The sequence below is a fragment of the Lysinibacillus sp. UBA6686 genome (genome assembly GCF_002455205.1).
Taxonomy (GTDB): domain Bacteria; phylum Bacillota; class Bacilli; order Bacillales_A; family Planococcaceae; genus Lysinibacillus; species Lysinibacillus pakistanensis.
Window position 1 is genome coordinate 1 of record NZ_DKJS01000038.1, and the last position, 21,260, is coordinate 21,260.

At 36.7% G+C, this 21,260-nt stretch carries 22 protein-coding genes and 1 pseudogene; 12 read left to right on the forward strand and 11 right to left on the reverse strand.

Annotation, left to right across the window (positions count from 1 at the left end; genetic code table 11):
- Nucleotides 1-181: pseudogene (locus tag B2R82_RS09815) on the reverse strand (L-glutamate gamma-semialdehyde dehydrogenase); the annotation flags it as partial.
- 145 nt (nt 182-326) lie between these two features.
- Between B2R82_RS09815 and B2R82_RS09820 the strand changes: the two are divergent.
- On the forward strand, nt 327-1,634 hold the full coding sequence (locus B2R82_RS09820) for a sigma 54-interacting transcriptional regulator (protein ID WP_286924673.1): 1,308 nt from the start codon (nt 327-329) through the stop codon (nt 1,632-1,634).
- Between the two features lie 53 nt (nt 1,635-1,687).
- Here the strand turns inward: B2R82_RS09820 and yugI are convergent, their stop codons facing one another.
- The 3 genes from yugI to B2R82_RS09835 all read right to left on the reverse strand — a co-directional run bounded on the left by yugI (nt 1,688) and on the right by B2R82_RS09835 (nt 4,345).
- Nucleotides 1,688-2,065: a S1 domain-containing post-transcriptional regulator GSP13 gene (gene yugI / locus B2R82_RS09825; protein ID WP_286924674.1), complete on the reverse strand. Its 378-nt coding sequence runs from the start codon at nt 2,063-2,065 to the stop codon at nt 1,688-1,690.
- An 89-nt stretch (nt 2,066-2,154) separates the two neighbouring features.
- The gene (locus tag B2R82_RS09830) at nt 2,155-3,804 is read right to left on the reverse strand and encodes a hypothetical protein (protein ID WP_286924675.1); all 1,650 of its coding nucleotides are present in this window, start codon (nt 3,802-3,804) and stop codon (nt 2,155-2,157) included.
- Entirely contained in the window at nt 3,797-4,345 is a 549-nt protein-coding gene (locus tag B2R82_RS09835) for an RNA polymerase sigma factor (RefSeq protein ID WP_286924676.1), read from the reverse strand. The genes B2R82_RS09830 and B2R82_RS09835 overlap by 8 nt, the downstream gene beginning before the upstream one ends.
- Before the next feature lie 220 nt (nt 4,346-4,565).
- Between B2R82_RS09835 and B2R82_RS09840 the strand changes: the two genes are divergently transcribed.
- Entirely contained in the window at nt 4,566-5,906 is a 1,341-nt protein-coding gene (locus B2R82_RS09840; RefSeq protein WP_286924677.1) for a sodium-dependent transporter, read from the forward strand.
- Nucleotides 5,907-5,991: 85 nt separating this feature from the next.
- Here the strand turns inward: B2R82_RS09840 and B2R82_RS09845 are convergent, their stop codons facing one another.
- On the reverse strand, nt 5,992-6,252 hold the full coding sequence (locus B2R82_RS09845; RefSeq protein ID WP_283869297.1) for a DUF1871 family protein: 261 nt from the start codon (nt 6,250-6,252) through the stop codon (nt 5,992-5,994).
- Between the two features lie 72 nt (nt 6,253-6,324).
- Between B2R82_RS09845 and B2R82_RS09850 the strand changes: the two genes are divergently transcribed.
- On the forward strand, nt 6,325-7,497 hold the full coding sequence (locus B2R82_RS09850) for a MalY/PatB family protein (RefSeq protein WP_286924678.1): 1,173 nt from the start codon (nt 6,325-6,327) through the stop codon (nt 7,495-7,497).
- A 44-nt stretch (nt 7,498-7,541) separates the two neighbouring features.
- Nucleotides 7,542-9,047 (forward strand): hypothetical protein, encoded by a 1,506-nt coding sequence (locus B2R82_RS09855; protein ID WP_286924679.1) that lies wholly within the window; start codon nt 7,542-7,544, stop codon nt 9,045-9,047.
- A gap of 51 nt (nt 9,048-9,098) precedes the next feature.
- Here the strand turns inward: B2R82_RS09855 and B2R82_RS09860 are convergent, their stop codons facing one another.
- Entirely contained in the window at nt 9,099-9,311 is a 213-nt protein-coding gene (locus tag B2R82_RS09860) for a hypothetical protein (protein WP_286924680.1), read from the reverse strand.
- A gap of 21 nt (nt 9,312-9,332) precedes the next feature.
- Nucleotides 9,333-9,920, reverse strand: a complete 588-nt coding sequence (locus B2R82_RS09865) for a peptidylprolyl isomerase (RefSeq protein WP_283869300.1) — start codon at nt 9,918-9,920, stop codon at nt 9,333-9,335.
- A gap of 278 nt (nt 9,921-10,198) precedes the next feature.
- Between B2R82_RS09865 and B2R82_RS09870 the strand changes: the two genes are divergently transcribed.
- Entirely contained in the window at nt 10,199-12,049 is a 1,851-nt protein-coding gene (locus B2R82_RS09870) for a transglycosylase domain-containing protein (RefSeq protein WP_286924681.1), read from the forward strand.
- Between the two features lie 103 nt (nt 12,050-12,152).
- On the opposite strand, the gene B2R82_RS09875 is transcribed toward B2R82_RS09870, so the two are convergent.
- Nucleotides 12,153-12,716, reverse strand: coding sequence for a DUF5366 family protein (locus tag B2R82_RS09875; protein WP_286924682.1), 564 nt, complete (start codon nt 12,714-12,716; stop codon nt 12,153-12,155).
- A 155-nt stretch (nt 12,717-12,871) separates the two neighbouring features.
- Between B2R82_RS09875 and B2R82_RS09880 the strand changes: the two genes are divergently transcribed.
- Genes B2R82_RS09880 through mnhG form a run of 7 tightly spaced genes read left to right on the forward strand, consistent with a single transcriptional unit; the run spans nt 12,872 to nt 18,630 of the window.
- On the forward strand, nt 12,872-15,286 hold the full coding sequence (locus B2R82_RS09880; protein WP_286924683.1) for a Na+/H+ antiporter subunit A: 2,415 nt from the start codon (nt 12,872-12,874) through the stop codon (nt 15,284-15,286).
- A complete protein-coding gene (locus B2R82_RS09885; RefSeq protein WP_286924684.1) occupies nt 15,273-15,695 on the forward strand; it encodes a Na(+)/H(+) antiporter subunit B in 423 nt (140 codons plus the stop codon). The genes B2R82_RS09880 and B2R82_RS09885 overlap by 14 nt, the downstream gene beginning before the upstream one ends.
- Nucleotides 15,695-16,036 carry a Na(+)/H(+) antiporter subunit C gene (locus B2R82_RS09890; RefSeq protein WP_286924685.1) on the forward strand — a complete coding sequence of 114 codons (342 nt, stop codon included), beginning with the start codon at nt 15,695-15,697 and terminating at the stop codon, nt 16,034-16,036. The genes B2R82_RS09885 and B2R82_RS09890 overlap by 1 nt, the downstream gene beginning before the upstream one ends.
- Nucleotides 16,029-17,516: a Na+/H+ antiporter subunit D gene (locus B2R82_RS09895; protein WP_286924686.1), complete on the forward strand. Its 1,488-nt coding sequence runs from the start codon at nt 16,029-16,031 to the stop codon at nt 17,514-17,516. Before B2R82_RS09890 ends, B2R82_RS09895 begins: the two co-directional genes overlap by 8 nt.
- A 4-nt stretch (nt 17,517-17,520) precedes the next feature.
- Nucleotides 17,521-18,000, forward strand: a complete 480-nt coding sequence (locus tag B2R82_RS09900) for a Na+/H+ antiporter subunit E (RefSeq protein WP_286924687.1) — start codon at nt 17,521-17,523, stop codon at nt 17,998-18,000.
- Nucleotides 17,997-18,278: a Na(+)/H(+) antiporter subunit F1 gene (locus tag B2R82_RS09905; RefSeq protein WP_286924688.1), complete on the forward strand. Its 282-nt coding sequence runs from the start codon at nt 17,997-17,999 to the stop codon at nt 18,276-18,278. Before B2R82_RS09900 ends, B2R82_RS09905 begins: the two co-directional genes overlap by 4 nt.
- Entirely contained in the window at nt 18,262-18,630 is a 369-nt protein-coding gene (gene mnhG / locus B2R82_RS09910; protein WP_286924689.1) for a monovalent cation/H(+) antiporter subunit G, read from the forward strand. Before B2R82_RS09905 ends, mnhG begins: the two co-directional genes overlap by 17 nt.
- Nucleotides 18,631-18,673: 43 nt before the next feature.
- On the opposite strand, the gene B2R82_RS09915 is transcribed toward mnhG, so the two are convergent.
- The 3 genes from B2R82_RS09915 to sat form a co-directional block, all read right to left on the reverse strand.
- Nucleotides 18,674-19,144, reverse strand: coding sequence for a GNAT family N-acetyltransferase (locus B2R82_RS09915; protein WP_286924690.1), 471 nt, complete (start codon nt 19,142-19,144; stop codon nt 18,674-18,676).
- 115 nt (nt 19,145-19,259) lie between these two features.
- Nucleotides 19,260-19,853 (reverse strand): adenylyl-sulfate kinase, encoded by a 594-nt coding sequence (gene cysC, locus B2R82_RS09920; protein WP_286924691.1) that lies wholly within the window; start codon nt 19,851-19,853, stop codon nt 19,260-19,262.
- Nucleotides 19,850-20,989: a sulfate adenylyltransferase gene (sat, locus tag B2R82_RS09925; RefSeq protein WP_286924692.1), complete on the reverse strand. Its 1,140-nt coding sequence runs from the start codon at nt 20,987-20,989 to the stop codon at nt 19,850-19,852. The genes cysC and sat overlap by 4 nt, the downstream gene beginning before the upstream one ends.
- Nucleotides 20,990-21,260 lie beyond the last annotated feature (271 nt).

Consider the following 21,260-nt stretch of genomic DNA (forward strand, 5'->3'; position numbering starts at 1 on the left):
CTGTTTTCTTAGCAGGGTTATACGAAACGATTTTATCTTCTGTAGTAATACGTTCGCCACCAATAATAAGTGGATAGTCTTGACCTAAATAACTTTCAACTTTATTTAAAGCCTCTACATAAGCGTTGTAGTTTGCCTCTTGTGAAAAATCTGTGAACGGTTCGTGTTTGTATGGAATCATACTTTATCCTCCCTCATGAGATGTATATTGGTGTGCAAAAAACATTGACGCAAAATATTTTTGCGTATAAAATATTCTTACACTTATTATAATGCAAAATTTCGTTGCATATTTCAAGTAAAAAATTTTTTGAGGTGCACATTTTATGAAAAATTCTGAACCCTTATTACCTTTTTATGAGTTTATTGCAACAAATGTATCCGTTGGTATTCACGCTGTTGACCTTTCGGGTAAAACCATTATTTATAATACAAAGATGAAAGAAATTGAAGGATTTCATTTTGATGAATTAGCAGATCGTACCATCATTGAATTGTTTTCCTTTCGCCAGCATGAAAGTACGTTAATGCGTGTATTGCAAACAGGTAAAAAAGAAATTAATGTGAAACAAACCTATTGGAATAAAAATGGCCATGAAATAACAACGATTAATGATACTTTTCCTCTTTATGACGGAAATAAACTAATTGGAGCAATAGAATTTGCTCGTGATATTACATCACTCGAAAAGCTTGTTTATCAGCCCCTTCGACGATATGGTGAGCCTTTAACATTTGATATGATTACATCTGATTCTGAATCTATGCAACAGGTTATTGCAAATGCCAAAAAAGCAGCAGCTGTGAAATTACCTGTTTTACTAATCGGTGAATCTGGGACAGGAAAAGATTTAGTGGCAGAAGGTATTCACCACGCAGCTTCGACTGATCCTGAAGCCTTTGTTACACTAGTAAGCCGCCGTTCCGCGCAATCTGTTTTAGATAAATTGCAAGAGCTCTTACAGGATGATAAGGCATATACATTTTTCTTTGAACGCATCGATTTCCTAAGCCTAGACATCCAGGAGCAATTATTAGCAGTACTGCAGTCCCTTCCTCAATCTAAATACATGCTAATTGGAAGTGTAGGGAGTGATCCGATTGCATTAATTGCAGAGGGGAAGCTGTCTAAATCACTATATTATTTCTTTGCAACAATGGCGATTACTATTCCAAACCTAACCGATCGAAAAGAAGATATTCTGCCTTTTGTCGATGATTACTTTAGCCGCCATCGAGAACGATTTGCATCTAACGTTACAGATCTTGCACCTGACGTACAGGAATTATTCTTACAATATGATTGGCCAGGAAATTTAAAAGAACTTGAACTATTGTTAGATGAGATAGTGTCCTTTATGACAACTGAATCTACAGTTACCTCGGATTTACTGCCATTACATTTTCGCTTTAAAGTTCAGCAACAAGATGCCACCGATCGTGAGCCTGAGTTCTTTATGTTTCATCAGCAAAATAACGTCATGCCTCTCGATGCTTATTTACGCGAAGCCGAATCATATTATGTGCAGAATGTCTTGAATTTATATGAGGGCAATATCACAAAAGCCGCAAATGCACTTGGTATGAGTCGTCAAAACCTGCAATATAGAATCCGCAAAATAAAAAAACAATAGCATCATGGATATAAAAAACGAGGATACCTCCCACTAAAGGCATCCTCGTTTTCTTATTGACCTGATTGTTCAATCCAGTCCTGTAATTTATCTTTTAGGGAATTAAAACCATTTGCATCTGACTCATCTACACGATCCTGCAATGATTTACGTGGAGGTGCATCTTTTTTACGTAATGTTGCTGGGCGTTCTTGTAAAGCTCGAATCGATAAACTAATTTTTTCGGCCTCTTCATCGATTTCAAGTATCTTCACTTCCACCTCTTGCCCAACGCTTAAAAATTCACTAACGTCCTTAACAAAGCCGTACGTAATTTCGGAAATATGCACAAGGCCTTGTGTATCTTCATCAAGCGCAACAAATGCACCATACGGCTGTATACCTGTAACTTTTCCGTTCAACACGTCTCCTAATCCATATTTTTTTACCATAACTCTTTGCCCACTTTCTTTTTGTTTGCTACGTATATATCACCTTGAATTATAACATACGTGCAAAAGCGGGGCAAAAAATCATCTCCTCAATCAATGATTCCGGATATACGATAATAGCCATCCTTATTTTTTGACAATTTAACAAGGAACTGCCTACCATATTTATTTTGCTGCTCGCTTTCGATGCGAATAGCTACCATTGGATAACTTCCTTCATACTCACCTAACTGACTGACAACATCCAAACTTTTCACATTATCTAATAGGCTAGAATCAAGCCTTGCATCAGGGAGGGCTAAAGCCTTTTCTAAAGATTTATCGTCAATTGATTTTGCATACAAATAGAGAGACACTATATTTAAGGGACGTAGTTGATTAATAAACGTTTCAGAATCACTTTTCTTATATTGCTCATAGACTGCCTCAATCTGCATCATTTCTTGGTCATTTATATCCACAATAATAAAATCACTATCATTAATCAATCCTGTAGTTTCTTCTCTTTTTTGCAAAATGATTGTCCAAATATCATAAGAAGATAACTTCGTTAATGTTGTGGAATTATTGCTTTTCTCAAGCTCTTTTATAACTGTCTCGGCCGTTTTTTTCATAAGCTCTCCATACTTACCATCTGCTACGTCTCGTAAAAAATTCAAATGATCCACATGCAGCTTCCCATTGTAAGCAGGATATTTGGGACTTCCTTTTAATAATACCAACCATGTATTTTCAAAAGTTTCTCTTAACACCTTATAAGCAGTTGAATCAGGATTTTTATCTGCTAATAAGGTACGCTCTATTATTTTTAAGGATCTAGCTGTTTCTTCTCGTGTATACCTTAAATCATCTGCTAATAATAAATAACCCTTTTCTAAATACTCAAAATAGCCAAAGATATCAGGATGCAAATTATTTATATCCGTTGACCGATATTCACCATTAATGGGATCAGCTTTAAAATAGAATGAACCATTCTCATCCCTTCTCAACTCCATAAATTGGGCATTTGCTGCATCAATGATTACCTTTAACTCAGGGTATTTATTAATATTAATATCCGGTGATTTCTTTAAGAGAGGTTGAAACGGTTCTAGAAGACCACTGTAAAACTCCTCAAGTTCAATGACACTCTGTTCATATGATAAATATACAGTAAAAGATTCATCATAGATTAAATCTCTCCCTTTTATAGCTTCTAATGCTCTTCTTGGGGTCGTCAATTCATTCAAAACATTTTCCTCAGCATACTTTAAATACTGCTCATCACTTTCCTGTAATCGTAAATTGTTTTTTGTGTAAAACTCTAACATACTATCTGCATTTTTAATAAATTGAAATGCATTTAGTTCATGAATAGAAACGGACAGCTCTCTTCGTATTTGCTCTTTTTTACTATTGTATTTTTTAGTAAGTCGTTCAACCCAATCCTTCTCTTCTGTCTTTTTTTCGTCTTCCTTTAAAGCCTTTTCCTCACTGCTCAGACTTACTGGTTGCTGAATCACATAGGATGAAACAAGCACACTCACTAAAAGCACACTCGCAATGCTAACCATCCAAACAGCCGACTTCTGCCATTTTGAGGGAGGTTTTTGTACTAAAGAATTTTCCTGTTCTTCTTGTACTTCGTTCTCTTTCTCAATTTGTGTGAAAACGGCCTCTGGATCTAATTTCGGTTCCAAACGATCATAGGATTTTTTTAGAAGCTCCATCCGTTTTTCAAACTGTTTATCATCCATTTTCAACACTCCCCTCTTGCATTAACACGACTTTTAATTTTTCCTTTGCTCGCAGTAGCCGAATCTTAACTGTCGATAATGAGATGCTGAGAATCTCCGCTATTTCCTCATACTTCAGCTCATGAAAATAAAATAATACAAGTGGATAACGGTATTTTTCATCGAGTGCTTTAATGGCATTATGTAATACTCTATCCTCCTCAAAATTTAGTACATGCATTTCTGCTGACGAGGAAGGGAGCTGCCGTTCAACACTTAATCTTTCTTCCTTTGCTTGTTCTCGTTGCTCTTTGCGATAATAATCACGCGTGGCATTCAGTGTAATTTTATAGAGCCAAGTCGTAAAACGATCCTGTTTAAATTGATGTAAAAAACGATATAGCTTCACAAATACTTCCTGTGAAACATCTGCTAAATCATTACTATGTACGCCACATTGATAGGCAAATTTTTCAACTGTTTGTTGATGTATTCGAATAAGCTCTATATAGGCTTCTTTGTCCCCTTGCTGTACCTTTGCTATTAATTCAGCTTCCGTCAAAATTATCCCCCCTTTGTTTATGGAACGAATACACTCTTCTAATTGTTACAAAATTTACGTGTGTATATTTTCAGAAAAAGCACACCAAAACCATATTTGGCATCATTCTACAACTTAACTGAATCTCATAAAGAAATCTATTATCAATTTTCTGATATCTGCTTGTGTTATGAAAATATTGCGGTAAAATAAAGCTTTAGTATAAGGAGGATTTATTTTCGTGTCATCGAGAGATCAATTTACAACTAAAATTGGATTTATTTTAGCTGCTGCAGGAAGTGCTATAGGATTAGGAGCTATTTGGAAGTTTCCATATATGGCGGGCACAAATGGCGGCAGTGTTTTTATTTTATTATTTATTTTATGTACATTCTTTATTGGCCTACCCGTTCTAATTGCTGAATTTATGATTGGCCGCCGTGGACAAAAGGATGCTGTAACATCGTTTAAAGAACAAGCGCCCGGAAAACCATGGTATTTAATTGGCTGGGGAGGCATGATTATTGCTGGACTTATCCTGTCATTTTACAGTGTTGTTGGTGGTTGGATTTTAAGCTATTTAGCTCGTGCATTTACATTACAGTTAACTAGCTCTAGCACCCATATAAATTATGCAGATTTATTTGGTAGCATTATATCCAGCCCATTTGAAGCAGTGCTTGTTCAAGGACTATTCATGCTATTAACCGTAGTCATTGTATCAGCAGGGATCAAAGGTGGTATTGAAAAAGCGAGCACTTGGATGATGCCACTATTGTTCATCTTTTTCATTGTATTAGTGGTTCGCTCCCTAACATTGGACGGTGCGATGAAAGGCGTTAAGTTTATGTTTGTGCCTGACTGGTCATACTTCAATGCGGAAACATTTTTAATGGCACTTGGACAAGCATTCTTTTCATTAAGCGTTGGTATTGCGGTAATGATTACGTATGCTTCCTACTTATCCAAAACAGAAAAAATAGGGAACTCTGCGATTAATGTTGCATCCATGAATATCATCATTTCTTTACTTGCAGGTTTGGTTATATTCCCAGCAGTATTCGCCCTAGGCTATACACCAGATCAGGGTCCTGGTCTTGTATTTATTATTTTACCTGCTGTTTTTGAGCAATTACCACTTGGTGGATTATTTTTAACCATTTTCTTTATTCTTTTACTTTTTGCAACGGTAACATCTTCGATTTCTATGTTAGAAATTGTTGTGGCTATTGCCATCGGTGATAAACCTGAAAAGCGTAAAAAGATTGCTTGGATTGGTGGCATTATTATTTTCATTTTTGGTATACCAAGCGCCCTGTCATTTGGTATTCTATCAGATGTAAAAATATTAGACCGCTCTATTTTTGACTTTGTTGACTTTTTAACAAATAGTATTGGGATGCCAATTGGAGCCTTACTTATTTCAATTTTCGCAGGGTATTACTATACAAAGGACATTTCACGAAAAGAGCTTGCTTCCTCTAATATGATGTTTACAATTTGGTATATTTTAATTCGTTATGTTTCGCCATTAGCCATTGTAATTATTTTTATTCAAGGAATTTTACCACTGTTTAAATAAGCTCGTATTCCAATGAATTCAAAAAAAACGAGGTCGTCACAACTTGATGGACAACCTCGTTTTCTATCATCAAGCAAAGTCTTTGTTAAATAATGCACTTTGCTTCAAATTTAATGGCAATTAGTTTGTATGATATGGCTACACAATCCTCAAATGGAATCCATTCTTCAAACGAATGCTCATATGTTTCTTGTATAACCTTTGCAAGAATAGATGGATCATCAATACCTTGCAATGCTGCTACAACATCTGCTGTTTCAGTATCATAATGATCTGAACCTAAGTGGAATGGATCCCACTCCTCAAGCAGATGTACAGCTGCTTGATTCATTTTAATATTTTCCAAAATACTCACCTATTATCCTTTTATCATACTCGTATGATACCATAGTAAATAAAAAAGAAAAGAGTGATTTGCTTGTCTATTTTCGATCAAACTAATAAACGTCGTTGTACAAACTCTGTAAAATGGGACGCAATGGATAAAGTATATGGGCTAACAGATGCTTCGGACATACTCCCAATGTGGGTAGCTGATATGGACTTTACCGCACCAGTAGCTGTAACAAAAGCTCTACGTGAGCATGCTGAAAAAACGGTTTTCGGCTATAGTTTTGTTGGTGAGGAAGCCGTGCAGTCGATTATAGACTGGCAAAATACTCGTCATAATTGGCAAATTGAAAAAGATTCCATTCTGTTTTGTAATGGTGTAGTTGCTGCTTTAGCAAATTGCATTACAGCCTTGACAAACCCTGGCGATAAAGTACTTATTTCCTCACCAGTCTATCCGCCATTTTATAACATTCCCAAAAGCAATGCTCGAGAAGTTATTAGCTGTCCTTTGGTTGAGCAAGATGGTACATTTGTATTTGACTTTGAAGCCTTTGAACAGGTATTATCTCAAAACATCAAAGCTTACATATTGTGCAATCCACATAATCCAGGGGGCTATGTATGGGATGAAGCAACGTTAAAGGAAATTGTGCGCCTTTGTGCAAAATACGATGTTTTGATTATTTCAGATGAAATTCACTCTGATTTAATGATTGATGGTGCAACTCATACACCACTTGCAAAAATTGCTGGTGCTGAAATTGATCGAATTATTACTTGTCTGGCTCCAACAAAGACATTTAATTTAGCTGGAATACAAGTAGCTTATATGATTGTGACGGATAAGCGAAAACGTTTAAAATTAGAAGCTATTAATATGGCGAGTGGACAAGGCTCATTAAATACCTTTGCTCCTGTTGCACTGCAGGCAGCTTATACAGAGGGCTCTTCATGGCTAGATGAGTTACTTACTTACATCTCCAAAAACATGGACTATGCCATCAAAGAATTAGAGCAACTACCAGGCATTCGAATCACAAAACCACAGGGCACTTATTTGCTTTGGATAGATTATCGAGATCTGGCTCTTGATGAAAAAGAAATGATGAAACGTTTACTTGAAACGGGCAAGCTAGCATTAGAGCCAGGAACTAAATATGGTGAAGAAGGACGCGGTTTCCTACGTATGAATGTAGCTTGCTCCTTTGAAACAATCAAAGATGGTGTTCAGCGCTTTAAGCTAGCACTCCAATCATAATGAACTAGTTGTGAAGGATATCTCAATTCAGAGATATCCTTTTTATGTTTAGAATTATAATATGGTGGAATGGTTTGTTAGATACTCCTTCTTTAATGCTAGCAAATTGGTTTGAGGTGATTTCCATGGAGTTAGTGCCATTAGCAATAGAACGAGCATACATGACTTTTTTATTTCCATTTGCCTATCAAATGAAAAATCGTTCCCAGCTTAACAATGTCCTTAAAAATGAGGGATACTCCTTTTTTTCATTAAACAATACTACTTTAGAAAATGCATTTTATGGTCATTCCATTTCAGTTACACATGAAGAGCTCGCTCAATTTTTCTATCCCTTTCTTGAGGATAAACTATTTCCAGAAAAATTGAATAGTCAAGATTTTCTTCGATTTTCAAAGGCTTACCATACAAATGGTTTTTTACAGCACAAGGATAGCCGGTTCGATTATGAAATCATCAGTTTAGATGTTACATTGTGCCCTTTTGGAAACGGAATTGTTACAGTTCGGGTAAGTATGACAGAGCACATACAGGATATTAGTGATGTTATTCATTTTATTCATTATTTTAGAGTACTTGAAGCAAAGCTAAGAGAGGAAAAGGGGGCTAGTCATCATTTTTCTTTTGGTGATTTTTCCTCCACCAGTGAATTATTATTTAAGCATTTTATGCCCTTCTTACAGCCCTTTTTATTACATCATCAAGAAAATACGTATGAAGGATTACCTTTTTTTGAGGATGAACGCATGTTTTCATCAGGGTATTTACTTTGTAGGGAGGGACAAGCCATTTTAGACGAGCATTTATTTAGACTGGGACAAGTAGATGGAAGAACGCCCGAAGGCACCCCTTTTATCTCTAGTACTAATCCTGAGTACATTGCTGACTATGTAAAGCACCATACACATCAACGTTGGGCTCCACAAAGCTATATTGTAACCTCTGCACAGGCACAGATAACAATTAGCAATATGTCTTTGGAAAAAAGCAAACATAACTTGGAAGAATTTATGGGTACTCATTACTATAACTTGTTTATTCATTATTTCTATAAAATGATGCTCCTAAAAGTTTCATACGAATATAGTGAAATCAGTTGGGGCAAAGATAAATTAGTTGTGAACGAGCTCATTGAATTAATTACAAAGTTTTCTGCGCGCTATTATTTTGAAGAGGTAGTCGTTCGGACCGAAGGCAGAGAAATTTCACAAATGTTGCGGAAATATTTTCGTATTAATGAGCATTATACAGAAACAAAAGCAACGCTCGATAGCTTATACCGTACACAAGAGGATCAATCGGACAATAGAAGTAATAAATTACTATTTATCCTCACAGTTTTTACAGTTATATCAGGTATTTATGGCATGAATTTAGTGATTGAGGAGTGGAGAGACTCGAATGGTTTAGGGAGTATTTGGAGTTATACCATATTTGAATGGGTAGCATTTGTTACAGCACTTAGTGGTATTGGTCTTTCCTTAATACTTGTTTGTATAACTACTATCAAGTCCATTAGAAATCAAATGCGACGCTATCAAAGAAAATAAAAGCATTGCCTCGTAGTCCTAAGCGGTTACGAGGCATCTAGCTTTCTTACTTTAAATATTTTGTTGATTGTTTGTTTCGCTCTTCTCAGCAAGAATACGTGCTTCAATTTCCTTGGATTTTAGTTCTTGCTTTTTTGAAATTTTGCGGAAAATCGTAAATACAGCAATACACAATATTAGCATTACTAAAAATTCAAAAGCAGCAGGAACATAGCCTGATTTATCTTCAGGGAAATATAAAAATTGATACATTACGTTATTCATCTTTACACGTCCTTACAATTATTATTCTAAAACTGTAATTGACTCAATCTTCACATCTTCAAGAGGTTTATCACGGAAATCTTTTTCAACTTCTGCAATTTTATCAACAATATCCATGCCTTCAACTACATGACCAAATACTGTATGCTTATGATCTAACCAAGGTGTACCACCATTTTTTGCATAAGCCTCAATAATTTCCTCTGGGAAGCCTGCCCCCTGTAATTGACGAAGCATATCACTTGGAAGGTGCTTCATTTGAACGATAAAGAATTGTGAGCCATTCGTGTTTGGGCCTGCATTTGCCATTGAAAGAGCACCACGAAGATTAAATACTTGATCTGAGAACTCATCCTCAAAAGAGTTACCCCAAATAGATTCGCCACCCATACCAGTACCTGTTGGGTCGCCACCTTGAATCATAAAATCCTGAATAACACGGTGGAAAATAATGCCGTTATAATAACCTGATTTTGCATGGCCTAAGAAGTTTTCAACTGTTTTTGGTGCATGCTCTGGGAATAGCTTAATTTTAACTGCACCTAACGTGGTTTTCATTTCTACAAGTACTTCGCCTGCTTGTACTTCTGATGTTAATTGTGGAAACATTGGAGTCTCTCCTTTAAATGTAATTTCAGTTTCGCTGAATATGATAGTAGCCTACCATATCTGACCTCATTTTAGTCTAACACACTTCCTACAGGTTTTCTCCACCAAAGTATTGACGATTTTTGCACTTTTATCACCATTTATAAGCTGAATCTAGTAAGAGAAATTGATAAAGCCTTCAAATATTGTTAAGTGCAAATAGGTCCGAACGCGTATTTGGAAATCATCCAAATTATGTTATTCTGTTGAGGGATTCATAATTTAGAGTGGAGGCACACATGAACAAGGCTTTTGGTTTTTTTATCATACTTCTATCCTTACCTGTTCTTTGGTGGGTTAGCACTAATATTAGAACAGAAATTAATATGGCAAAGGCACATGAAGAGCAAATTGCCAGCGCTATTCATTTACCGGAAGTACAGACACAGCTTCCCGTAACACTTATCGATCGAAACGGAGAAATTTTTAGTGAGGAGTATGTCGAATGGAGACAGCCACTAACCTTACAGGAAATCCCACAAATTGCCCAGGAAATTTTTATAGCAAGTGAGGATGCTCATTTTTATGATCATATTGGTTTTGATTTCAGTGCCATCATTCGAGCTGTTGTAGCGAATTCAAATACAAACTCAGCGTCTCAAGGTGGAAGTACTATCACCCAACAACTTGTTCGAATGCGCTATTTATCGGATGAAAAAACTTATGAGCGTAAATTAACAGAGCTTTTTTATGCACATGAACTTGAGAAAGAATTCGATAAGGATACGATTTTAACAATGTATTTAAATGAATCCTATTTTAGTAATCAGGTTTATGGAATTGGCGGAGCAGCTACCTATTATTTTCAAAAGCCGCTTAAGGAACTTTCTATTGCTGAGATGGCATTTATTTCAGCCATACCAAATAATCCGTCACTATATAACCCTTTAAAGAATTTTGGTAACACAAAAGCGCGACAGGAGCGACTATTAGATACACTGGCAGCGAGAGGTGCTATAACATTAGAAGATGCTGCTACATTTAAGGCTGAACCCATTACATTGAATGTAAAAAATAAAATTCAACAGTATCCTACATACAGCACATATGTCTTGCAAGAGCTTAGATGGTTAGTGGCAGAAAAAGAAGGGTATGCGGAGCGACTTGTCAATGCACAGAATGAAGAAGAAAAGAAAAAAATCAAAGCTCAGCTAGACAATCGACTTAATACATTATTCCAAAATGGGCTGACAATTTATACAGCCCTTAATCCATCCAAGCAGTCACATGATGAAAAAAAAATGACGACCATTTTAGGCTCTGGCAAGCTACAGGCAGCAGGAGCAGTCATAGATAATAGTACTCGTGAAATTATTAGCCTTTATGCAGGGAAAAATTACGAAAAATTTGATTTTCACCGTGCCTTTCAAGGTACACGGCAGCCAGGTTCAGCCTTTAAACCACTAGCTGTCTATGCGCCGTTCTTTGAAACAACCGCACATACGCCTGACTCCATCGTTAATGGCGGGAGCTACTGTGTTGGATCATTTTGTCCACAAAACTACGGGGGCTATAAGTATGGTGATGTGCCAATTCGGGTAGCATTTCGTCATAGCTATAATACATCTGCCCTACGACTTTTTCAGACAGTTGGCATTGAAACAGCATTTAGTTACCTGGATCGTTTTCATTTTCGCTCTATCATTGCAAAGGATCATAACTATGCTGCAGCATTAGGGGGATTAACTTATGGCGTTACAGCACTTGAGCTAGCAGATGCCTATACTAGCTTTATAGACGGTTCCTATGTACTGACTCACAGTATACGTAAGGTAACAGCCGCTGATGGAACTGAGCTTTATAGTTGGAATACGGAGCGCGATCAAATTTGGTCTCCAAAAACAGTAAAGTATATGCGTGCGTTGCTGGCAGATGTTGTCGCAAACGGCACAGGACAAGGTGTCTATAGTACAAGTAGCTATATTGGAGCAAAAACTGGGACAACAAATGACTATCGTGACTACTGGCTAGCTGGATTAACGCAGGAACATACAGCAGCTGTGTGGCTTGGCTTCGATAAGCCACAATCTATGGAAAATTTAGAGGCCTATAAAATTCACCATCAGCTATTTAATGTATTGATGGAATAATCAATTTACCTGTAGAGGTGGGCGTCTTTTTCCAAATAGATAAAAAACAAAGAGCAGTCAAAAAGTAATTCACTAATTGGACTGCTCTTTGTCATTATGTAATTTAACTAGCAAATGGTAAACTTGCCAAAATACCATTATATAATTTTAAAATCACATAAACTAAAAGCGATAATAGTATGGTCCACATAAAAAGCTCAAAAACTAGTAATCCAATCGTTCCACTCATCGGCATAAAATGGCTCATCTTATAAATAAGGTAGATAAAATAGATAAAAATAGTTAGCACAAAAATACCTACCAATACATAGATGAATTGAATAGCAAAGGCTGAACAAATTGCACCGACAAATAAAATAATATAGCCGCCCCGAGCCTGACTAACTGTCGCACCGTCCTGATCTTTAGAGAAAAATAACATTCCTAACTCATGAATAGTTTCTCCCACTAATTTTAAAGCTGAAAAAACCATAAAGAAAATCACTGCGAAGACAATTAATAAAAACACACGAAGCTCAAAATCCGATAAAAACTCTCGCATACCTGAATATACGCCAATGGATTGGAAAATTTGCAAAGATTCCCCCACCGCATACATGCCAAATGTTAAACTAAACAATAAAATTGTAATTAATGGTAGATAACCATAAATATAAGGGTTCCTCATAAAAAAATTTTTTCCTCTATTTTTATTGATAACTTCCTATTTATAATATAGCCAATATTCTTCCATTATCGCAAGCTAAAACCTATATGTACATATGCATTCCGACAAAAAGTGCGTTATAATGGACACACTTACCTACATAAAGGAGGATTTTTTTGTTACAAGTACTTTATATTTTCATACCAATGCTTGCTGCGATATTAGTGCCGTTTTTATATAAAAGCATTAAAAATATCCACACAGGCTGGTTTGTTCTTGCAATTCCTGCTACACTCGCGATTATATACATCACTTATATCGCAAAAGTGGCAGACGGTGAAGTATTTCATGCAGAGCTTCCTTGGATTCCATCACTTAATATTTCCGTCGTTTCTTATTTAGATGGACTTAGCTTGCTATTTTCATTACTAATTACCGGAATCGGCTCATTGGTCGTACTTTACTCAATCTTTTACTTAGATAAACATAAAGAAAAATTACATAACTTTTATGTTTACTTATTATTATTTATGTCCGCTATGCTAGGTGTAGTACAATCTGATCATTTAATTACTTTGTACTTCTTCTGGGAATTAACGTCTATTTCATCATTTTTATTGATTGGCTACTGGTTTACTCGTGATGCATCTCGACTTGGTGCACTTAAGTCAATGATGATTACTGTCGGTGGCGGCTTAATGATGTTGGGAGGATTCATTCTTCTTTACCTAATGGGCGGTACTTATTCAATTCGTGAATTGATTGTTCTTGCACCAGACTTAGTGCACCACCCTTTATTCACTTGGTCACTTGTTTTATTACTTTTAGGAGCATTTACGAAATCCGCACAATTCCCATTCTATATTTGGCTACCAGATGCAATGGAAGCGCCAACACCGGTTAGTGCCTACCTCCACTCCGCTACAATGGTCAAAGCAGGTATTTATTTAGTTGCACGCTTTACACCGATTTTTGCTGTTTCTGAACTTTGGGTGTGGCTTGTTACAGGCATAGGTATCTTAACTTTATTCTGGGGTTCTTTCTTTGCAGTCAAGCAAACTGATTTAAAAGGAATTCTTGCTTTCTCAACAGTAAGTCAGCTTGGGCTTATTATGTCATTGCTCGGTGCAAGTGCGGTAGCTTATCACACAAATGGTGCAATAGATAGCATCAAATTTGCAGCCTTTGCAGCTATCTTCCATCTTATAAACCATGCAACCTTTAAAGGTAGCTTATTCATGATAGCAGGTATTATTGATCATGAAACAGGTACACGTGATATTCGTAAGCTAGGTGGTTTAATGAGTATTATGCCAATTAGCTTTACAGTTACAGCAATTGGTAGTTTATCAATGGCAGGTCTACCTCCATTTAACGGTTTTTTAAGTAAGGAAATGTTTTTAACTGCTATGCTAGCGCTTCAAAATTTTGAATTTTTTGGCTTTGATACATGGGGGGTATTTTTCCCTATTATTGCTTGGATTGCTAGTATATTTACATTTATCTATAGTTTTTATTTTGTCTTTCAAACATTTACTGGCAAGTATACACCAGAAAAGTTGCCTCAGAAACCACATGAGGCACCCATCGGTATGTTAATTTCGCCAATGATTTTAGCAACATTAGTCATCGCAATATTCTTTATTCCGAATTTTGTTGGTGATACTTTTGTAAAGCCAGCTGTCCAAGCTATCCAGCCATTCCTGTATGACTCACCTCAGGATATTGACATTCATGTAGCTGCTTGGCATGGTAGTTTAACACCCGAATTACTTATGACAATTGGTATCGTCATTGTAGGTGTTTTAATGTTTGTAGCATTACCGAAATGGCAAGGTATGTACACACGATTCCCACAGGCATTCACGTTAAACAATGCCTACGACAAGTTGATGCTTGGTCTTGATGTTGGCTTGAATCGCGTATCACGACTTTATATGACAGGCTCTATGCGTCACTATTTACTTTATATGTTTAGCAGCATTGCAGCCATTGTCATAGGCTCTTTATTTGTAAAAAATGCCTTTACCTTCTCTTTCCAAAATACGGCACCTATTCGTTCGTATGAGATTATTTTAGTGGTGGTTTTGGTCATCGGTACAGCCATTACAATTTTAGCAAAATCACGTCTAACAGCCATTATAGGACTTGGATCTGTTGGTTATACAGTCGCATTATTCTTTGTTATTTTTAATGCTCCTGATTTAGCATTAACACAGCTTGTTATTGAAACGATTTCTGTTGCATTATTTTTATTAGCATTTTACCATCTCCCGAAGCTTGGGAAACGTGAAGAACGAATGAGATTCCAATTAAACCGCGCGATAGTTTCCATAGCAGTTGGAGTAATGGTCACGCTTGTAGCACTATCTGCCCAATCACAAAAATTGATTCCAACTATTTCGAAGTATTATGAGGAAACCGTTTATTCAAAAGCTGGCGGTGGTAACATTGTTAATGTAATTTTAGTAGATTATCGTGGCTTTGATACATTATTTGAAATTACTGTACTAGGTATTGCTGGCATGGCCATTTTAGCAATGATCAAGTTACGTATGAATAGAAAGGAGAAAACTCATGAAAACAAATGATGTCATTATACAATTTACAGCAAAAATTGTATTCTTCATTATTTTCTTCTTTTCCATTCATATTTTTCTAGCTGGGCATTATACACCTGGAGGAGGATTTGTCGGTGGACTTCTAACATCAAGTGCCATTGTACTCCTAGTCCTTGCCTTTGATTTAAATACAGTTCGCCATGTTTTACCTATTAATTATACGTATCTAACAGCAATTGGCTTGTTATTAGCCCTTGCAACTGCTGCTTTCCCAATGTTTGTTGGCAAGCCATTTTTCACACATTTTTTTGATTATTTCAATTTACCGCTTCTTGGCAAACAGTCACTTCACACGGCTATGCTTTTTGATAGCGGTGTCTATTTGGTTGTTGTTGGCGTTACGATGACCATTATTCAAACAATTGGGGAGGATGAATAATGGAAATAATTATGGCGTTTGTCATCGGCTTTCTGTTTATGGCAGCGGTTTATTTAATCTTATCCAAAAGCTTATTGCGTATCATCATAGGCACTGGTCTTTTAAGCCACGGTGCGCATCTGCTTATTTTAACAATGGGCGGACTTGGAGGAGAAGCACCTCCTGTATTAAAGGAAGGAGCGAAAACATTTGCAGACCCATTACCTCAAGCACTCATTTTAACAGCGATTGTTATTAGCTTTGGGGTAACAGCATTTTTCCTTGTACTTGCCTATCGTTCCTATCAGGAGCTTGAAACAGATGATATTAGCTTAATGAAAGGAAGTGATGAGGATGAATAACTTCCTTCTACTGCCCATTATCATTCCTTTCTTCTTCGGCATGATTTTAATGTTCGGGCAAAAAAACCTAAAATATCAGCGAACATTTTCATTACTTGGTATAGGGATTGCACTTATATCAGCCATTTCACTGCTTATAAAAGTTAAAAATGATGGCATACAAAAGGTAACATTCGGCAACTGGCCAGTGCCATTTGGCATTACGATGGTGTCTGATATGGTATCAGTATTACTTGTTACAACTACACTATTAATTGCATTTTTTGTAGTTTGGTATGGCTTTGGCTCCATCACAAAGGAGCGAGAACGGTTCTTCTATTACCCAGGAATCATGTTTATATTAACCGGGGTGAATGGAGCATTTACTACAGGCGATATTTTCAACCTTTTCGTATTCTTTGAGGTATTGTTAATGGCTTCGTACCTACTTATCGTTTTAGGAGGAGAAAAGGGACAACTTAAAGGGTCAATTAAATATATTTTAATCAATGTGATTTCTTCAGCATTATTTGTCATAACAGTTGCCTTCCTCTACTCTGTAGTTGGCACCTTAAATATGGCAGATATCGCGGTAAAAATAGCTGAAGTCAATCAGCCTGGGATTGTTACTGTTATAGCTGTTCTGTTTTTAATGGTATTTGGTTTAAAAGCGGCCATTTTCCCACTCTACTTCTGGCTTCCAACCTCTTATGCGTCAGCGCCAATACCAGTGCTAACACTATTTGGGGCATTATTAACAAAGGTCGGTATTTATGCTATTACGCGGACATATACGCTGTTCTTTGTACATGATTTATCCTATACACATGACTTACTAATGGCTCTTGCTATTGCAACTATAATAGCGGGCTGTATAGGAGCACTTGCCTACTTTGATATGAAGCTTATTATCATTTACAACATTGTTATCGCAGTAGGCGTTATTTTATTTGGTGTTTCTCAAATGAACGAAGTTTCATTAAAAGGAGCCATGTTTTATTTAGTGCATGATATGCTGATTAAGGCAGCCCTCTTTATGCTAATCGGTATTATCATCTATATTACGGGTACATCTGATTTACGAAAAATGGGTGGCCTTATGAAAAAATATCCTGCTCTCGGCTGGTTTTATTTAATTGCGGCATTTGGCTTAGCAGGAATTCCGCCACTTAGTGGATTTGTCGGCAAGCTTCTTATTGCTCAAGGAGGCTTTGAGGCTGGCAGTATGTGGAGTAGTATTTTTATATTAGCTTCGTCACTTCTTGTATTATTATCTGTGATTCGTATTTTCCTTTATGCCTTCTGGGGTGAAGAAAAAGCAACCACAGGTAAGGTCGATAAAAAAGTCTACCAAACACTATTTGTGCCTACTGTTCTTTTAGTGCTAATTACTGTAGCCTATGGTGTGGGAGCTGAGTGGATTACACCATTTATGGATGATGCGGCAAAACTATTACATGATCCATCTATCTATATAGATGCTGTTATGAAGGAGGATTAAAGCTATGGCATTTCAAATTATTTTAAATTTTGTACTTGCCTTCGTCTGGATGTTCCTTTCTTCAAATTACACAGTAACGGGCTTTATTGTTGGTTTCCTTCTTGGTATTCTACTGCTTATTATGATGCGGAGATTTTTTACAACACGTCTCTATGTCTACCGTATTTGGGCAATTATTAAACTGACTTTACTGTTTTTAAAGGAATTAGTATTGGCAAATATACAAGTTCTTCAAGTAGTATTAAAGCCTAAATTGGATATGCAACCAGCATTCTTTGCTTATCCTACTGTTCTAAAGCAAGAATGGGAAATTACCCTATTATCAAGTCTTATTACCTTAACACCAGGTACAGTAGTTGTTCATGTATCTGATGATGCAAAAACATTATATGTACATGCAATCGATATTAGTGATGTCGATGAAGCAATTGCAGCAATTCGAGATTCTTTTGAGAAAGCGATATTGGAGGTGAGTAAATCATGACAACGTTTATTATAGCTGCGATTGTAGTGATTTGCTTATCAATGGTAGCCGTTATTTATCGAATGGTTAAAGGACCTTCTGCATCCGACCGCGTTGTCGCTTTGGATTCATTAGGTGTGTCCCTCATTTCGTTAATTGGGTTATTCTCCATTTTAGTGGAGACAAGCTTCTTCCTTGAGATTATATTATTGTTAGCGATTTTATCGTTTATCGGTACAGTAGCTTTCTCTAAATTTATAGAGAAAGGAGATATCATTAAACGTGACAATTCTCGCTAATAGTTTAGTTATCTTTTTTATTTCTGTCGGGGTGCTATTTATTGTCGTGACAGCTATTGGTCTTATTCGCTTACCTGATTTGTACACTCGGGCTCACGCTGCCTCAAAGAGTGCAACATTAGGTGTCATGTGTATACTGATTGGCGTATTCTTTCACTTTTGGCTGATCGAGGACCACTTTAATCCCCGTATTTTGCTCGGCATTTTGTTTCTATTTATCACTGGACCTGTAGGAGGTCATATTATGACTCGCTCCTCGTACATCGCTGGTGTAAAGCCCTGGAAAGGCACTGTCCGCGATGAGCTTGGACCAGAAATTGAACGCATGAAAAAGGAACAAGGCATAAAATAAAAAGACAGGCCAATGAAATCATCTAGACTTCATTGGCCATTTTTTAATTATTTGATAGCATAAAAAACTCTCTCTCCAAGCCGACACCTTCCCAAAATTCGAGAGCTAGGTCATTTTCTAAATCTACATAAACATTAACGACAGAAGTATCATGCTTTTCATTAAACCAATTTACCAATTCATCTACAAGACGTTTAGCAATCTTCTGTCGTCTATAAGCTGGTAAGACATAGATCTCATCAATTTGCCCATAGATCGTATCATACATTAATTCCTTTTTTATGGAAGCCAATCCGAAGCCTATAATTTGATGGTTTTCATTAGTTGCAATATAAATAGCTCCATATTGGGATTGCAAATATTGTTCTAGTTGATTTAAAATAGCCTCTCTATCACTCTTCTCTAACTCACAATCTGCCGTTTCTTTCGCATTTTCATTCCATAGCTCCAATATTTCATTTCCTATTTTTTGATTCATACTATCCTTTGTTAGTAATTGAATATGTATGCTCATTCCAAACAACTCCTATACCATTTTATCAATCTATCATCTCACAACAAATGGTATTACTCTAATAAAAACCCATAAAAGAATCTGCCTCCTCTTTGTAAGCAGATTCTTTTAAAAATTAGATATATCCGTTTGAAGTTAAAATTTCTGTAAGTTGGTCAACACACTCCTCAATGGAATCATGCTCTGTATCTAAAATAATCTCGGGATTTTCTGGTTCTTCATAGGGCGCACTAATCCCTGTAAAGTTTGGAATTTCAGCATTGCGCGCTTTTTTATAAAGTCCCTTTGGATCACGCTGTTCACATGTTTCAACAGAGCATCTTACATAAACTTCTATAAATTCTCCTTCTTCTACGAGCGCTCGTACAACTTGACGATCCTCTCGATATGGAGATATAAAAGCTGTTAAAACAATTTGACCATTTTCCACAAATAGCTTTGAAACTTCTCCAATGCGCCGAATATTTTCCCTACGTCCTGCTTCATCAAATCCTAAATCCTTATTCAAGCCATGACGAACATTATCACCATCTAGGACAAAGGCTTGATTGCCACGATCAAAAAGGCGACGTGCGAAAGCATTTGCGACAGAAGATTTTCCTGAGGCAGATAAGCCCGTAAACCATAAAATAAAGCTTTGATGCTTGTTTTGTGTACGACGTTCCTCTTTCGTAATGGAAGCCTCATGCCAAACAATATTGGAACTCATTTTAAAACCTCCTTACGCATTCCTTTAATCAGAACATCCACCACCTCTTTACGACTAAACGTGCTTGGCGGAACTTCGCCATTACGTAGCATTTCACGAACTTTTGTACCTGATAAGATCACATGTGCTGTATTATCATGTGGACAGGTTTTAGTTGTTGCCATCCCCTCACATTTGCTGCAATAGAAGCTATGCTCAAACTTTAGTGGGACAATGCCTAATTCATCTTCCGTAAATTGTTCAAATATTTTTTGGGCATCATATGTGCCATAATAATCACCAACACCTGCGTGATCACGCCCAACGATAAAGTGTGTACAGCCATAATTTTTCCTTACAAGTGCATGGAAAATGGCTTCTTTTGGTCCTGCATAGCGCATGGCAGCAGGAAATACACCTAATTGCACACGATTTTCTGGATAATAATTTTGCAGTAAAATCTCGTAACTTTCCATACGGATTGCAGCCGACACATCGTCTGATTTTGTTTCCCCAACAAGCGGGTTCAGAAATAGTCCATCAATCGTTTCTAACGCAGCCTTTTGAATATATTCATGTGCTCGGTGCACAGGGTTTCGAGTTTGGAAACCGACAATAGTTTTCCATCCTTTATCTGCAAACAACTGACGTGTCTCAATCGGATCAAAGGAATACGCAGGAAACTTTTGTTCAATACGTTTAGTTAATGTAATTTTACCACCCACATAAATACTTGGGCGTTCATGCAGCTTTTTCACACCTGGATGCTCTAAATCCTCTGTGCCATATACTAATAAAGCCTCTTTTCGCTTATTTGGCTCATAAATATCAGCCACCTCAATCACACCATAAACTTCATTAGCATAAACAAGCTTTGCCTCATCACCAAGCCGTAAAGTTTTTGCGACTTCCTCTGTTACAGGCAATGTAATTGGAATACTCCATACCACACCAGATGCTAGACGTGTATGCTCCACAACAGATTCATAATCTTCCCTAGTTAAAAATCCCTCAATCGGACTGTAACCGCCTATTGCAATTAGCTCTAAATCACTAAGAGATATGACATCAATCTCTATTGTTTTAGTTATCCTTGTCACATCTTTCTCCGGATGAAAAGCTTGCACTAATTGTCCACCATGTGGTTGTAAACTCATAAAAATTCCTCCTAATTTTATAAAAATACTAAGTTTTATAGTTTAGTTTAGGTAGTGGTTCAAAAAAGTTACTGTTAATCGGGTCCTAATCTTTTTTGGATCAACTTCCTGTTATTATTGATCAGGTACTGCCTTGTTTTGATCGGCTTCTCGTTATTATTGATCAGGTACTGCCACATTTTGATCGGCTTCTCCTTTTATTTGATCAGGTACCGCCATACTTTGATCAGCTTCCCCTTTAATTGATCGGGTACCACCACATTTTGATCGG

Bases quoted from the DNA above. Each gene is read 5' to 3' on its own strand.
- cysC (WP_286924691.1), bottom strand. From the start codon at position 19,853: ATGAGTTCCAATATTGTTTGGCATGAGGCTTCCATTACGAAAGAGGAA.
- B2R82_RS09890 (WP_286924685.1), top strand. From the start codon at position 15,695: ATGGAAATAATTATGGCGTTTGTCATCGGCTTTCTGTTTATGGCAGCG.
- B2R82_RS09860 (WP_286924680.1), bottom strand. From the start codon at position 9,311: ATGAATAACGTAATGTATCAATTTTTATATTTCCCTGAAGATAAATCA.
- B2R82_RS09905 (WP_286924688.1), top strand. From the start codon at position 17,997: ATGACAACGTTTATTATAGCTGCGATTGTAGTGATTTGCTTATCAATG.
- B2R82_RS09820 (WP_286924673.1), top strand. From the start codon at position 327: ATGAAAAATTCTGAACCCTTATTACCTTTTTATGAGTTTATTGCAACA.
- B2R82_RS09855 (WP_286924679.1), top strand. From the start codon at position 7,542: ATGTTTAGAATTATAATATGGTGGAATGGTTTGTTAGATACTCCTTCT.
- B2R82_RS09885 (WP_286924684.1), top strand. From the start codon at position 15,273: ATGAAAACAAATGATGTCATTATACAATTTACAGCAAAAATTGTATTC.
- B2R82_RS09895 (WP_286924686.1), top strand. From the start codon at position 16,029: ATGAATAACTTCCTTCTACTGCCCATTATCATTCCTTTCTTCTTCGGC.
- B2R82_RS09870 (WP_286924681.1), top strand. From the start codon at position 10,199: ATGAACAAGGCTTTTGGTTTTTTTATCATACTTCTATCCTTACCTGTT.
- B2R82_RS09865 (WP_283869300.1), bottom strand. From the start codon at position 9,920: ATGTTTCCACAATTAACATCAGAAGTACAAGCAGGCGAAGTACTTGTA.
- B2R82_RS09900 (WP_286924687.1), top strand. From the start codon at position 17,521: ATGGCATTTCAAATTATTTTAAATTTTGTACTTGCCTTCGTCTGGATG.
- B2R82_RS09915 (WP_286924690.1), bottom strand. From the start codon at position 19,144: ATGAGCATACATATTCAATTACTAACAAAGGATAGTATGAATCAAAAA.
- yugI (WP_286924674.1), bottom strand. From the start codon at position 2,065: ATGGTAAAAAAATATGGATTAGGAGACGTGTTGAACGGAAAAGTTACA.
- B2R82_RS09830 (WP_286924675.1), bottom strand. From the start codon at position 3,804: ATGGATGATAAACAGTTTGAAAAACGGATGGAGCTTCTAAAAAAATCC.
- sat (WP_286924692.1), bottom strand. From the start codon at position 20,989: ATGAGTTTACAACCACATGGTGGACAATTAGTGCAAGCTTTTCATCCG.
- B2R82_RS09875 (WP_286924682.1), bottom strand. From the start codon at position 12,716: ATGAGGAACCCTTATATTTATGGTTATCTACCATTAATTACAATTTTA.